The 12615-nt window shown below is 53.2% G+C and carries 14 protein-coding genes and 2 pseudogenes; 4 read left to right on the forward strand and 12 right to left on the reverse strand.

Annotated features, from left to right (window positions below; all coding sequences use genetic code 11):
* Positions 1-43: 43 nt before the first annotated feature.
* The 7 genes and pseudogenes from KRAC_RS40930 to KRAC_RS76975 form a co-directional block, all read right to left on the reverse strand.
* The gene (locus tag KRAC_RS40930) at positions 44-991 is read right to left on the reverse strand and encodes an NADP-dependent oxidoreductase (RefSeq protein WP_007917530.1); all 948 of its coding nucleotides are present in this window, start codon (positions 989-991) and stop codon (positions 44-46) included.
* On the reverse strand, positions 966-1466 hold the full coding sequence (locus KRAC_RS40935) for a hypothetical protein (protein ID WP_007917531.1): 501 nt from the start codon (positions 1464-1466) through the stop codon (positions 966-968). Before KRAC_RS40935 ends, KRAC_RS40930 begins: the two co-directional genes overlap by 26 nt.
* A gap of 397 nt (positions 1467-1863) precedes the next feature.
* The gene (locus KRAC_RS40940; RefSeq protein WP_007917533.1) at positions 1864-1983 is read right to left on the reverse strand and encodes an ATP-binding protein; all 120 of its coding nucleotides are present in this window, start codon (positions 1981-1983) and stop codon (positions 1864-1866) included.
* 131 nt (positions 1984-2114) lie between these two features.
* Positions 2115-2441 carry a rhodanese-like domain-containing protein gene (locus KRAC_RS40945; RefSeq protein WP_007917535.1) on the reverse strand — a complete coding sequence of 109 codons (327 nt, stop codon included), beginning with the start codon at positions 2439-2441 and terminating at the stop codon, positions 2115-2117.
* Between the two features lie 21 nt (positions 2442-2462).
* A complete protein-coding gene (locus tag KRAC_RS72410) occupies positions 2463-2600 on the reverse strand; it encodes a RidA family protein (RefSeq protein WP_007917537.1) in 138 nt (45 codons plus the stop codon).
* Positions 2597-2995 carry a RidA family protein gene (locus KRAC_RS40950; RefSeq protein WP_007917538.1) on the reverse strand — a complete coding sequence of 133 codons (399 nt, stop codon included), beginning with the start codon at positions 2993-2995 and terminating at the stop codon, positions 2597-2599. Before KRAC_RS40950 ends, KRAC_RS72410 begins: the two co-directional genes overlap by 4 nt.
* Before the next feature lie 283 nt (positions 2996-3278).
* A pseudogene (locus KRAC_RS76975) lies at positions 3279-4217 on the reverse strand (2-deoxy-5-keto-D-gluconate 6-phosphate aldolase domain-containing protein).
* Positions 4218-4468: 251 nt separating this feature from the next.
* Between KRAC_RS76975 and KRAC_RS40965 the strand changes: the two are divergent.
* Complete coding sequence (locus KRAC_RS40965) at positions 4469-5683, forward strand: IS110 family RNA-guided transposase (RefSeq protein WP_007917540.1); 1215 nt, start codon at positions 4469-4471, stop codon at positions 5681-5683.
* A gap of 20 nt (positions 5684-5703) precedes the next feature.
* On the opposite strand, the gene KRAC_RS40970 is transcribed toward KRAC_RS40965, so the two are convergent.
* From KRAC_RS40970 to KRAC_RS72415, 3 genes are all read right to left on the reverse strand, one after another.
* Positions 5704-6015 carry a hypothetical protein gene (locus KRAC_RS40970; RefSeq protein ID WP_007904242.1) on the reverse strand — a complete coding sequence of 104 codons (312 nt, stop codon included), beginning with the start codon at positions 6013-6015 and terminating at the stop codon, positions 5704-5706.
* 143 nt (positions 6016-6158) lie between these two features.
* Complete coding sequence (locus tag KRAC_RS40975) at positions 6159-8420, reverse strand: FUSC family protein (protein ID WP_007917541.1); 2262 nt, start codon at positions 8418-8420, stop codon at positions 6159-6161.
* A gap of 250 nt (positions 8421-8670) precedes the next feature.
* Positions 8671-8922 carry an alpha/beta fold hydrolase gene (locus KRAC_RS72415; RefSeq protein ID WP_157507641.1) on the reverse strand — a complete coding sequence of 84 codons (252 nt, stop codon included), beginning with the start codon at positions 8920-8922 and terminating at the stop codon, positions 8671-8673.
* Between the two features lie 364 nt (positions 8923-9286).
* Between KRAC_RS72415 and KRAC_RS40980 the strand changes: the two genes are divergently transcribed.
* From KRAC_RS40980 to KRAC_RS80080, 3 genes and pseudogenes are all read left to right on the forward strand, one after another.
* Positions 9287-9745 carry a hypothetical protein gene (locus KRAC_RS40980; RefSeq protein ID WP_007917542.1) on the forward strand — a complete coding sequence of 153 codons (459 nt, stop codon included), beginning with the start codon at positions 9287-9289 and terminating at the stop codon, positions 9743-9745.
* Between the two features lie 398 nt (positions 9746-10143).
* Entirely contained in the window at positions 10144-10962 is an 819-nt protein-coding gene (locus tag KRAC_RS40985) for an IS6 family transposase (RefSeq protein ID WP_007917543.1), read from the forward strand.
* A gap of 81 nt (positions 10963-11043) precedes the next feature.
* A pseudogene (locus tag KRAC_RS80080) lies at positions 11044-11232 on the forward strand (glycoside hydrolase family 15 protein); the annotation flags it as partial.
* Between the two features lie 38 nt (positions 11233-11270).
* On the opposite strand, the gene KRAC_RS40995 reads toward KRAC_RS80080, so the two are convergent.
* Together KRAC_RS40995 and KRAC_RS63505 are read right to left on the reverse strand one after the other, a co-directional pair.
* A complete protein-coding gene (locus KRAC_RS40995; RefSeq protein WP_007917548.1) occupies positions 11271-12107 on the reverse strand; it encodes a cold shock domain-containing protein in 837 nt (278 codons plus the stop codon).
* Between the two features lie 199 nt (positions 12108-12306).
* Positions 12307-12615 (reverse strand): response regulator, encoded by a 309-nt coding sequence (locus KRAC_RS63505; RefSeq protein WP_007917550.1) that lies wholly within the window; start codon positions 12613-12615, stop codon positions 12307-12309.

The following is a 12615-nucleotide window of genomic DNA, read 5'->3' on the forward strand; positions in this document are numbered from 1 at the left end:
AGCCAACTTTTGCACAAATTCCCAAACAGAGCTTGCGTCTGTTCTAGACACTCAGAACTAGTTTTCCGCGCAGATGACCTTCTGAGAGGCGCTCGTAGGCTTGACGAGCCTGTTCTAGAGGATACACTTTCTCGATCAGTGGTTTCAGGTGCCCTTCATCGGTGAAGCGAGCAAGCTGTGTAAGATCATCGGCGTTGGCTTCAACGATGAACCAGACCCCCTTCTTCTGGTACTGCTCGGCATATTTACTCACCAGATTGGAGGTACCAGCAATTCCTACATATGTACCCTCTGGTCTGAGCAGTTTGATGCTTGCTTCAATCACCGAGGCTCCGACTACATCGAAGATAAAGTCGATATCACTCACCACTTCAGCAAAGTTGGTGGTGGTGTAATCGATCACTTCATCGGCACCAAGAGAGAACAGGGTCTCGCGGTGCTGTCCAGAAGCCACGGCGATCACGTATGCGCCTTTGAGATGAGCAAGCTGGACGGCATAGTTCCCCACACCACCAGCGGCACCTTGGATGAGGATACGCTGTCCGGCTTGCAGGCTCCCCTTCTTGAAGAGTGCCTGCCAGGCGGTGAGCGCCGAGAGGGAGAGAGCCGCACACTCTTCATGACTGACTGATCGGGGTCGTAGGGCAATCTGATTGGGAGTGACAATGGCATATTCAGCCCAGGCGCCATCACGATCAGGGCGGGGAAGCCCATAGACTTCATCGCCTCCTTGAAACGCTGTCACTCCCCCACCAACTGCTTCAACAATCCCCGAGACCTCGTGGCCGGGGATAATAGGGCGTGGTCGTGGCTGGGCGCTATCCCCATGGATATACCATGTTTCCGGCCATGTGAGTTCATCCGGTGTTAAAGCCGCAGCTTTCACCCGCAAGAGCACTTCCCCAGCAGCAGGTACCGGTTTCGCAACCTCTACCACTTCCAAAAGCTCGGGACCACCAATCTTTTCAGAAACGATGCCAATGGCTTTCATTTCTCTCTCCTTTTTCCCTCTTGGATTTTTGTGAACTTGAAGAACCCTCACATCCGCTCGCAAACACCTCGACCGTATCATGTGTACTCTTCCCACCCTCAGAAGAGGTTCCGATCGTGATCGCGAGCTTGGGGAGGCCATTCATGGAAAGAACCTCCACGGCGTTTGGTTTGTCCGGTCTGACATCGACGTATGCTTTGCACGAAGACGTACTATGTTGAAAGAATAACAGTTCCGAGCGAACGAAGTTGTTCAGCAGCTTGGTGGCATCCATTCTATACACGATTCTATCGTAGTGGTTGACATCCAAATCCTCAACGATGGTTTTGGTTTCGCCCGGTCCGAGCGAGAATACTTCGTTGACGAGAACAACTTTACAAGCTACCTGCGGTCTGTTCAGATGCATGCTTGCGGCAGAAACCGCCTGCGCTGTTATGTTCCAGGCCAGCAAAACGAGCAAAGCACCGCCACACATACAGAGCTATATCCGATGCATCTCTTCCTCCCTTTCTGGCAGATACCTCCGTACAGACCGCAATCGATCCATGAAAAAACGTCATACTTTCCCTCGCATTATGAATCATCGACGCAAACTGAACAGGAGAATGATTGGCGATGAAATGGCTCATCCCACGGGATGCGCAACGAGGTAGGGTAGGCCGCTGGCAAGGTATTGTGGTCCAATCCTTTTCCCTCGGCCTCCCTCAGAACCGGACTTGATACGTTAGCATCATCCGGCTCGCCAGTGATTTATGTCCTGATCTTCTGTCCTGTGGGCTTCCCGGTATGGATAGCCCTGTGACAGTTCTGGGATGCATAGCGTTCACTATCATAGCGGCGCTGCTGACTACGCAGATGACATGCCTTCCACGTCAGGCCTTCTTCCTGATGGGAAGGGTCACCGTAAAGGTGGAGTCTTTCCCGACGGTGCTATCCACCGTAATGGTTCCCTCATGATATTTGACGATCTCGCCTACAATGTAGAGTCCCATGCCTAAACCGGCGATCCAGGCAGATCGCTGCCCCAGATGCCACGTTGCGACTCATTCTCTTCAGGCTTTATATGTGCTTTTTCCTGACAAGGTGCCCGGTACGTATTCACAAACCGCTGGTCGTTCCACCATCACGCCCTGACATCCTGGCCTTCTAAGGGGTAGCCTGCTTGCTCCCACTCGGCCAGCCCACCTGCAAAATGCAACACATGAGCATAGCCCTGGTATTCAAGCAACTTGCCGAAGGCAGCACTGGCAACGCAGGTTCGGTCGGAACAGTAGACAACAATCTCGTCTTCTTTGTGAAGCTCGGTCAGCGCATCCTGGATGGTGGCGAAGTAGAGGGAGCCAGGAATGTGCTTTGTCTGGTACTGCCACTCACTCAGAGCCATCACCAAGCGAAAGGATTCATGGTGGTCCACTTTCTGTTTCAACTCTTGATGGTCAATGCTTCTCAATGATTTCTCCTCCATTCCGTTTTACTTCGCTGCCTGTACCTCAGCCTCGACGAGAAAATCTGGACGAATAAATCCTGACACAATCAACGACATGGCCGCTGGACCATCACCGACCTGAGCAACCTTGGTTGCTACTCCTGTATTATGTATTTTATTCATAATGAATCTCCTTCAGTTTTTGCTGCAATAACTTCGATTTCAACAAGAATGTCCGGGCGAATCAATTCGGTGACCACAGACAGCATGAAAGCTGGTCGAGCTTCACCCAGATAACGGCTTCGTACTTGAATATAAGCTGGTTTATCTTCCGGGTGAATCAGGTATTGCGTAACCTTGACGATATCCGCCACTTCCATGCCAGCAGCTTCCAGGATCGCCAGGATATTCTTCCAGGCTTGGTCGGCCTGTGCCTCAATCGTCTCTGGCGCGGTTCCATCAGGCCTGATGCCAGGCGTTCCAGATGTATGCAGCCAGCGAACCTTGCCTGAAACCTCTACCCCATCACTGTAGCGACCAATCTGCGCCGCCACTCCTCTATTATGGGTTGTCTTCATTATTCGTCTCCTTTGTTATCTCCATCTCAATGTGAGAATGCATGCGAGAAAAGGTGAGAAAAGATGGGTTTTTTGAAGAATACCTTTCCTCAAACAATATCAGCATACGAGTCATCCCGAGTGAAAAACTAATGATCTCCCTGGCTACTATCAGCTGCCACGCTGATCTGACGACCTTCTTGAAAGATCCGGTTCCAGGTCTCAAAGTTCTGCGCGATTTGCGTTGTGGCTTCGTCAGGAGAAGTTCAAACATGACCTTAATCGGGCTTGACCGAGTGAAAAACTAGCGATCTCCCTGGCTACTATCAGCCGCCTGGCTGATCTGACGATCTTCTTGAAAGACCCGGCTCCAGGTTTCAAAGTTCTGCGCGATTTGCGTTGTAGCTTCGTCCAGGGAGAGACGCTTTGCCTCAAAGGCAACGACGGCGTTCCACCAACTGGTGCGGCCAACGGCAAAGCCGATAAATCCCGGCACGCTGGTGGCCGCCTGGAGCCAATGCGTCACACGCTCCTGGCTTGCTCCGCGCCCCAACACGATGAGGCCAACGTTCTGCCCGCTATTGCGGTGCGCCACTTCGACTATCCGCTCACAGTCGGTGCGTTGATCCAACCCTTCAATTTTCCAGACATCCGGTTCCACGCCCGCCTGCCGCAATTCCTCTATGACCTGGACCATGAAACGGGGCCGAAGCTGCGTGTCATAAGTACCTTTATGGTGATCGACAAGTTCAAGCTGCTGGGGCGTAGCCGGAACAAGCAACTCAAACAGGAACAGGCGTTGCACCTAGTGCAGGTAGTCGGAGAGACGTTTCAAGCGTTGGGTTTGGCGTTGGTTCAACGCGCGATCTCCCTCGGGGTTATAGCGGACCAGTACCTTGGCGAACGTTGGCTGCATGGCTTCAATATGTTGCGCGAAGTCGTCGCCATAGATAAAATCAAACTCGTCCTGCCCGCTTTTCTCCACCGAGACTGCTGTGATGGTGCCGTGTTGTGTGGCGTCGCGCAGGATATCAACGCCATATTCTTCATCAACGAGGATACCTGCCTCCTCTTTGGGGATACGTGCCTTTTTAAAGCCCTCGTAGATAATTTGTTTACTCTCAGCTACTCTCAACGCTTGCTCGACGCTGAGCGGCTCTTTCCAGCCAAACAAACCGCTGATATATGAATTGCGATGATCAAACGGCAAAATGGAGAGCTGCTTTGTATATCCTGTGAGCATATGTGTGGGCTCCTTATATGTTAATATGTTTTCAAGCCCTCTCGACCAAGGGCTAGCAGGGTCGCTCCCTGCTCGATTCGTCCTGCTGGGGAAAGGCTAAGGACTCCACACGGCTTGACCGGCAACGAAAGATCGCTCTTTCCCAGCAGTTTTTCCTGGGCCAATCGATGATTGGAGGGTAGTTGCTTCGAGCACCCGTTATATAAGGACCCGACCGCTCCCAGGACGTTTTGGCGAAAGGAACTTCGAAGATGTGGTATGTTGGATTGGATTGGAGCGATACCCATCATGATGTGGTTGTGCTCGATGAAGCCGGACATCGGGTGGGAACGCAGCGTTTTGCCCACAGCCATCAAGGTTTGCACCACTTGAAAGACTTTTTGCTGAGCATAGCCTCTAGGCCGGAGGATCTGGCCTGTATCGTCGAAACGAATCATGGCCTGCTCATTACCTTCCTGTTGGAAGCAGGCATTCCGGTGTATCCGGTCAACCCGAAGACCGCGAATCAACTGCGTAAAACAGCAGGCGCGAAGACCGACCGCATTGATGCCTATCTGCTGGCGAAAACCGGACGTTTTGACCTGGCCGATCTGCGTCGCCTCTCTCCTGATAGCCCGATCATTGCTGAATTGAAGACGCTCACACGCGATCAGGATGCCCTGATTCAAAGCCAAACGCGACTGGTCAACCAACTCACCGCCTGCCTCAAAGAGTATTACCCAGTCGGCTTGAAGCTGTTTGGAAAACTGCATCAGCCCTCGACACTGCTGTTTTTGCAGGCGTATCCGACTCCAGCCGCAGCGGCGGCCGCTTCCCTTGAAGAGATTGAGGCACTGCTCAAAAGGTGCAAGTATCCCAATGCGAGGCGGGCAGCCACTGAGATAGTGGAGCAACTGCATCACCAAGAGTTGACGGCCAATGAGGTTATCGTGCGTGCCAAATCGCGCCTGATGCTCTCGCTGGTCAGACAGTTGCTGCCACTGCTTGAGGACATCAAAAGCTACGATAAGGAGATTGCTTCCCTTTTTTTGAAGCATCCCGACCATGACCTGTGGCAATCTCTGCCTCGGGCCGCTCAGCGTCTGGCTCCGCGGCTGCTTGCCGAATGGGGGGATGACCGAGCGCGTTACCGAGATGCCCAAAGCGTGCAGGAACTGGCGGGTACGGCTCCTATGCCGTTGCAAAGCGGCAATTTTTCCAAAGCCCATAAACGCTTTGCCTGCCTCAAGCCGCTGCGCAATGTGCTCTATCAGTTCGCCTGGCAGACGACGCGACAAGATGGCTGGGCACGAGAGTATTATCAGCGCAAGCGGATGGAAGGCAAGACCCACAGTATGGCCGTCCGCTGCCTGGCAAATGTCTGGGTACGCATCATCTATCGCATGTGGGTGAGTAAGGACGTCTATCAGGCCGCAACGTTTGAAGCGGCGAAGCTGGCTCACGCGCCTCGTCAACGTGTCGCCTAAACCCAGGCTGTCCCTTGGCGTCATGGCTGGTTGGGCAGACTCAGCACTGCAACATCTTTTGTCAGTGCGGAGACCGTGTGCTCCAACGGAGTCGCCCAAACGGTTCCCGCCACGCTCTTTCTGCCGAGCGTGAGCCATTCCTTCATTCCTGCCCTTCGCTCCAACGTCTGCCGCAGCCCACCACCGCGTTCCCGACTTCCGGTGTGGGTTACTCGCAGCAGACCACCCCGAGTCAAGGCCGCGCAGGATGGGAAAGAGTCGGGGGTGGGCGCGCTCGTCTTGGCCTTGACCGAGGTGGGAGACTTGTAAGCCCACACGGGAGGCAGTTTCATTTCTGCTCACCTTACTTTTTCCTTTCTCGTTTTGGCTCTTGACATAGAGGGTCTTTCGTTCAGAGCGAAACGACACATCGGGAAAGAGCGACGCAGTACGGCATAGACGTCGCTGCCGTCGCTCTTTGCTGTCGCAGCCAAAATCAGGCTGTCACCGCCTCACGTTCCAGGTCGTCAGTAGGCAAGAGTTGGCTGATGATATCGATAGTGCGAACAATTTGTTCTGCTTCCTTCACCAGGAAAGATTGCTCGGCTGCCGAAGGTTCCTGCGACGATCGCGCCGACGTTTCACTCTCGGTCAGAGCATGCAGTGCCGCATCTAAGCCAGCGCACGAGATGGTTTCTGGTTGGGCAGTCGCAAGCGTCTGGGAGAGGCGTTGTAATGTTGTGTCTACCTCTTTCACAAAAAACCTCAGTTGATCTTGCATGGCAGAGGGCAGAACAACGTCATTCAATTGATAGCCTTCAAGGGCCAGAATATTCAATGAGATCGAGTTGAACGCTTCCAGCAGCCCCTGCGCCCGAACTGTATTGAAATGAAGCGCTGAGGGCTCATGTGTGATGCGCTCTAGCGAGGCTTCTACGTTCGAATAAGCAAGCCTCGCTTCTCGATGGCGAGAAGCAACGCGCTCGATATGAGAAGTATCAGGCTGAATATACGCCTCCATGACAGCAAGAAAGTGCTTTCGCAGTGTCTCCACACGCGCCACCATATTGGGAGAGAGCTGCATATGCTCCCAAGTCGGCCAGATCAAAAACATGCCGAACGCCAACGCTCCGCCTATCAGCGTATCGATAGCACGGTCGAAGACATTTGTCAGCGGATGCGGAGTCACCAGGGCAAGTAAGCACACTGCCGCAATCGTTATCGAGGCGGAATAGAGTGCATAATTGACAAAAAATGAAGCAAGGGTGATATAGGCTGCAATAGCGACAATGAGGACAAGCATCTCTGGTGTCGGTTTCAATGTCACGAGCAACACCGTTGCGAGGATCACCCCACCCAAGGTTCCCACCAGACGAGACACACTCCGCGTGAGCGTTGTATTAAAGTCTGGCTTGAGAATAGCAAAGGCCGTGAACGATATCCAGTAACCCCGCCCGATAGGCCATCCTGGAAGATGATAGAGAGCGATTGTGAGCGCCAGCGTCACCCCCAGGCGAATCGCATGGCGAAACGCGGTTGAACGAAACGTGAAATTTGCTCTGAGGATGGCTTGCACATTGTAGAATTCGGCCCATGCTGAATGGTGGTGGAGGGTATATTCCGCAAGAACTACAGGATCAGGGTAGCGCCATGTCTGTGTTAAACACTCAATTCTATTCAAGAGACGGATCACACGCTGAACATAGGCAAGGATGTTTTGAAAGAGTGCTTGCGGCTCAGACGAAGTGGCCTGCCATTGTTGCGCCTGGGAGAAAATCATTTCGATGTTCTCGTTTGACCGTAATTGCCCTGCTTCTTCTTCCCTCCGCAAAGCGCCGGGTCCGAGGATAAGGTGCTGGGAGACGCTCTGTAACTTCCTTGAAAGCTCCTGCAAAAGTTGTTCCAGGGCGGCGATGCCTTCCTTTGACTCGGAGGGTGTTTCTCGTAACTCCTGTCTCAGTCGATGCAAGACAATGAGCAACAGGCGCATCCGTTCGGCCTCGCCATAGAGTGCGAAAAGTGCTCTTCCTCGTGGGCGGTGGTCATCACGATCGAGCAGGATCGCCTGGGACTGGACCAACGCTGCACGTACCATCTTGTTATGCATCTCCAGATTGTCATCGGTCGCTCCGGCCATCTCTGCCAGGCGCTTAAAGAACAGGGACAACATCTTTCGCTCAGCACCAGTACGACGCCAGGGTGAGAGGAGCATTTCGAGCAGAAATGCAAGTAAAGCTCCTGCGAAGACAAGTGCCGCCTGGAAGAACGCGTGCAGAGGATCACGCGCAAAGGACTGAAGGAACAGGATGGCGACCAACGATTGCATGCCAATCATGGCGACAGATAGACTGACTACCACTAAGAGGCCTGCTACAAACGCCACGGCACCCACGACCACGATCGGCAAGATCGGGAGCGTGCCGATGACGGAACCGATAAAAGCTCCAACCCCCATACTCACACAGCTCAAAAATAAGACGCGGAGCCGTGCATGATTAGGGTTCGTCATATTCATGACCGTCCAGAGCACGGTTCCGCCAGCAACCGTTGCACCCTCCACCATATGACCTGTAGCCAATCCCATAGCCAATGGAAGCACGATCCCTGCAGCTCCACGGAGCGCCTTCAAAACCATTGCTTGCGGCATATTCATACGCAAGGCAGCACGCCAGGATAACGTGAAAGCCTCAAACCAGGATCGGCGGGATGCTTGTAGAGATGACGTATTCCGACGGTTATGAGAACGATATTCTTGCATAAAAAATTGCTCCAAGTACCAATTGATGACAAAGGCCATGATTCAATGAGTATATAAGGTCACATCTGCGCGGATTTTGAAGCAAACGCGAGAAAATCGGCGCGAAACACATGCCTGCTCATGGTTTTCAGACGTCTCATCAGAGTGATCCTGTCTGAAAACCACCAGCCAATATCACAGAGAGAACGATGCTCAGGTGCTCATGCTTCTTTGAAGTGCCCAGAAGCAATCATCCAGAAACGCAAATGACCTACCTTTGCCAGAGTATTCGTCGCTCCGCGTTAAACTCGGCGGCATGTTCTGCGGGCATATAGAGCCGAGCATGGGGCACATCCACCCGGAGCTTTGTGCCGGGGATAGTGTTTGCCAACCAGCGTGACCACGTCACGGGAAACAGATTATCGCTCGCTCCCCATATAATCAGCGTAGGAACAGTCAGATTGCGCAGTTTTGCCGGTCGTGTTGCAAAAAATTTAAAGCTCAGCACATTGGGTAGAGCCACATTACCTGCACCATTTTCTCAGCCCAATTTTTTTGCAACTCGACCATTCATTCTCGCTTCCCTCTGGACATCTCCTTTATCTGCTTCTTTAAGAAACTTTCTTTTACTGACACGAGAAGCATACTCCAATGATGGGCTTATCAAAAGAGCCATTTTCAGGTAGACGAAAGGGGCCATTGAAGAAAGATTTCAATCCATGTTAAGACTTTCAGGAACGCAGATACAGTATGCCGAAAAGAGCACTACCTGGCAAAAGGCCGGAAATCACCCTCGACCAGAACGCATCCATCCCACTGTACAAACAGCTTTATGAGCGGTTGCGCTCGAAGATTCTGCCGGGACAATTAGAGGCTGGTGATCTTTCATGCCAATGCGATCAGATGACCCATTACAGACAATAGCACATACCTTCGATCGTATTCGAAAAGGCCAGGATCCGTGGGTGGCCATCGGGAAATTTTCCAACGAGTGGTTCCTCTATGCTGCCGATCGGCGACCGACTCTTATCGCTAAGGCGCCTTCTTTGCCATTTTCCCCAACCCGAGAGGAATGCCGCTGGGCCAGTTTTCTCTCTGCCTCGGTAGAGTATCTGTGCCAGGAGTACGTTTTGCCTTGTCCAGAATGGGTACACGAGCTGGACGAGCTGGTCCATCTGGACGTCCCCTGGTATCACGTGCTCTATGTCGACGAAGAAATCAAAAAGTGGCTGGAAGTTGCATCCCCTTTAGCATTTAAACAGAGAAATATCTTCTGCGGAAGCCAGGTCTTTCCTGACAAACGATCTATTCTCTCCCAGGTGCCAGAGGGAGAGCGTATGCGGTAGCTGTGCCAACTGCCGGTCGACACACCACACAAACAACGCGTAACAGAAAATGCCAGGCCATCAACCATGCTGGTCCCGCACTACGAGATCGATATTTATTGATGAGTAGAGGCCCAAAGAGTCTCTTTCCTCTCAAGGTCGTGGGGACATTTATCAGTCCGAGCGTAAGATCCTTGCCTTTATGTGTGGGGAGTCGTCACAGCATGACTCGCTCCTGCTTGGCCCCGCCTCACTAGCTCTAGCGCTGACCTGGCACAGAGTTCGCTCTGTCCTGATGCAGGTCCCAGGCGGTATGTGCCCTCCAGGGGGAAGCGTCAGAACTGAGAACAAGGACGGTGTGAAAAAAGCGCTTGTGGTAGACTGACGATCATTGAGCACATCGTTATGAGGAAGGAACCATGAACTGCCCACACTGCACATCCCCAACCACGAAAGAACGGCAGAAAAGCACCATACTTGGCTATCGAACTTTTCGTTGTTTCGCTTGTCAACGCATCTTCAACGAGCGGATTGGGACTCCCTTCAATTCCCTCGAATATCCTACCGATATCGTCCTGCTCGTCGTTGTGTGGCGGCTCCGGTACAAGTTGCGTCTGCGTGATCTCGCTGAGATGTTCTTAGAGCGTGGCTTTGTGTTCACGCATGAAGCGATCAGAGACTGGGAAGCCCGTTTTGCTCCACTTGTCGCCGAACACCTACGGGCCAAACGACGCGGACAAGCAGGAACATCGTGGTACGTCGATGAAACGTACGTGAACGTCCATGGCACCTGGTGTTACCTGTATCGAGCGATTGATCGAGATGGCAATCTGGTCGATTCACGTCTCAGTGAGAAACGCAATATGGAGGCAGCAAAGCGATTCTTCAACCAAGCGGTGACCATGGTTGGTCACGCACCTGAGCGGGTGACAACCGATGGGCATGATTCCTACCCCCGCGCAATCCGCGAGACCCTGGGCGATACTGTCGTGCACCGGACGAATGCCTACCTGAACAATCGATTGGAACAAGATCATCGTGGGATCAAACAACGTTACTATCCGATGCACGGGTTTGGAAGCTTCACGTCAGCATCACGCTTTTGCCGGGCGTTCGACGAGGTACGCCAGTTCTTCCGGTTTCGTACTACCACGAAGCAATACATTTCTCTTGCCGACCAACGTTGTTTGTTCTGCCAACGCTTAGATGCCTTAAAAGTCATGTTGCTGGTAGCCTAACAGAAGAAGGCTGGAGGATTGAGCACGCCATGTGATCTTCTGTGTTCTCAGTTCTGACACATCCAGATTTTGGAGGCGTACTTCGAGCGGGCGATTGCCTCTGCCAATGACGTTGGCTTGCTCGCTGAGGAGGTAGATCTGGCCAGCGGCGAATTGCTGGGTAATTTTCCGCAGGCCTTCAGTCACATCGGCCTCGTGAATGCAGCCTGGGCTATCTCACGAGCGGAGAAGGACCGCGAGAGAGGGGAATGTGAAGTCGAATGGGCGTGAAAAAAGGAACGAGCGCGCTAGATGAAAGAAGCACCTCCTCATAGATTGATTTGCTGAATATTCCGTGCGGCCAGGCCGGCCCTCCCCTCGACAATTTCGAATTGCACTGGAACGCCGGCTCTGATCGTGCGGTAGCCCTGTCCAGGAAGCGCCGTGAAGTGGAAGAAGATCTCCTCGCCTGCTTCTTCTCTCACGATGATACCGATCCCCGCGTTGGGGTCAAACCAGCGGACGACTCCTTGGGCTATCGGCAAGCCGTTCTCCCCCAATGCAGGACTTCCCTTGAGCCACTCCTGCTGGGGAATGCGAATCCGCCGCACCTCTGGCGTGTCATACGCCTCGTAGCGATAATCGGAACGGGTTTCCATGATCGCGCGCAGATCCCGTCGCAGCTCTTCAGTCGTGGGGCGGCCCACGAAGTACCAGCCATTATAGATGGTGTGGATGCGCAAGTCTGGCCGCAGCACAAACGTGTACGGCTGCGCACGATAGGCATACTCGCCTTCCGTCTCGTCGAGAATGTTGATCTGTTTGATGACGACCCGCTGTTCATCCGACAAGAACGTCCACTGCGCCCCCAGGCCCGCTCGGAACGCGGCCTGCACGAGCGGTGGATCCGCGCTTACCGCCACGAGCTTGCCATAATTCACCGCCAGTTCGCGTTGGAACTCCACGAGTTGCCGCATCTGCTGCTGGTCACGCGGGCAGAAGAACCCGCGAAAGAAGACCAGGATCAGCGGATACCCGTCCTGGAACCCCAGGTGGGTGTCGAGGAAACTGGGCTTGGTGAAGTGGGAGAGTCGCATGGGCTCGTTCTGGTGATTCGGCAGTTCAAAATCGGGGAACTGGTCATCGAGCCGAAGATTGGTGGTCATAACAGTCTACTCCTTTCCCCTCAATACCGGAGCTGTTGGGATGATTTCGTCACTCTCTCGTAAAGCTTCCCTATCATCCTATCTGGTCTTGCGGACGTACGCAAGGTGACAGGGCGTTTGAACCTGTAGCGATCTGAAAAGACTGCGTGTTTTTCTGTTACACACGCATTGCGTCAAAATGATTCTGCTCAGGATCTACTCAGAAAGGGAAAAACCTGAGCGGCTCCTCTCTGAACCTCGGCTTCCCCCCTTCTCGGCGCCGCAGGTGGTCGGCGAGTTCCAGCCCATTCATCCCGGGGAGATGGTAATCGAGCAGAAACAACGCAGGCGTGATGGTTGAAAGCATCATCAGCGCTCTCTCGCCACTTGAAGTAAGATAGCCTTGATAGGTCGTCTCCTCCTGGAACGTTTCCAGCAGCAGGTTCCCAAGCACGGGATCATCTTCGACAATGAGAATACTCTTGACAACGCCACCCTCGTTGTATACCTGGTATTGGGAAGTCTCCAT

The sequence above is a fragment of the Ktedonobacter racemifer DSM 44963 genome (genome assembly GCF_000178855.1).
In the GTDB taxonomy this organism is placed as follows: domain Bacteria; phylum Chloroflexota; class Ktedonobacteria; order Ktedonobacterales; family Ktedonobacteraceae; genus Ktedonobacter; species Ktedonobacter racemifer.

What these genes read in the sequence shown, in the direction of transcription:
- KRAC_RS63505 (WP_007917550.1), bottom strand. Translation starts at nt 12,615, where the DNA reads ATGGAGACTTCCCAATACCAGGTATACAACGAGGGTGGCGTTGTCAAG.
- KRAC_RS40995 (WP_007917548.1), bottom strand. Translation starts at nt 12,107, where the DNA reads ATGACCACCAATCTTCGGCTCGATGACCAGTTCCCCGATTTTGAACTG.
- KRAC_RS40985 (WP_007917543.1), top strand. Translation starts at nt 10,144, where the DNA reads ATGAACTGCCCACACTGCACATCCCCAACCACGAAAGAACGGCAGAAA.
- KRAC_RS40935 (WP_007917531.1), bottom strand. Translation starts at nt 1,466, where the DNA reads ATGTGTGGCGGTGCTTTGCTCGTTTTGCTGGCCTGGAACATAACAGCG.
- KRAC_RS40940 (WP_007917533.1), bottom strand. Translation starts at nt 1,983, where the DNA reads ATGGGACTCTACATTGTAGGCGAGATCGTCAAATATCATGAGGGAACC.
- KRAC_RS40950 (WP_007917538.1), bottom strand. Translation starts at nt 2,995, where the DNA reads ATGAAGACAACCCATAATAGAGGAGTGGCGGCGCAGATTGGTCGCTAC.
- KRAC_RS40970 (WP_007904242.1), bottom strand. Translation starts at nt 6,015, where the DNA reads ATGAAACTGCCTCCCGTGTGGGCTTACAAGTCTCCCACCTCGGTCAAG.
- KRAC_RS40980 (WP_007917542.1), top strand. Translation starts at nt 9,287, where the DNA reads ATGCCAATGCGATCAGATGACCCATTACAGACAATAGCACATACCTTC.
- KRAC_RS40930 (WP_007917530.1), bottom strand. Translation starts at nt 991, where the DNA reads ATGAAAGCCATTGGCATCGTTTCTGAAAAGATTGGTGGTCCCGAGCTT.
- KRAC_RS40965 (WP_007917540.1), top strand. Translation starts at nt 4,469, where the DNA reads ATGTGGTATGTTGGATTGGATTGGAGCGATACCCATCATGATGTGGTT.
- KRAC_RS40975 (WP_007917541.1), bottom strand. Translation starts at nt 8,420, where the DNA reads ATGCAAGAATATCGTTCTCATAACCGTCGGAATACGTCATCTCTACAA.
- KRAC_RS72410 (WP_007917537.1), bottom strand. Translation starts at nt 2,600, where the DNA reads ATGAATAAAATACATAATACAGGAGTAGCAACCAAGGTTGCTCAGGTC.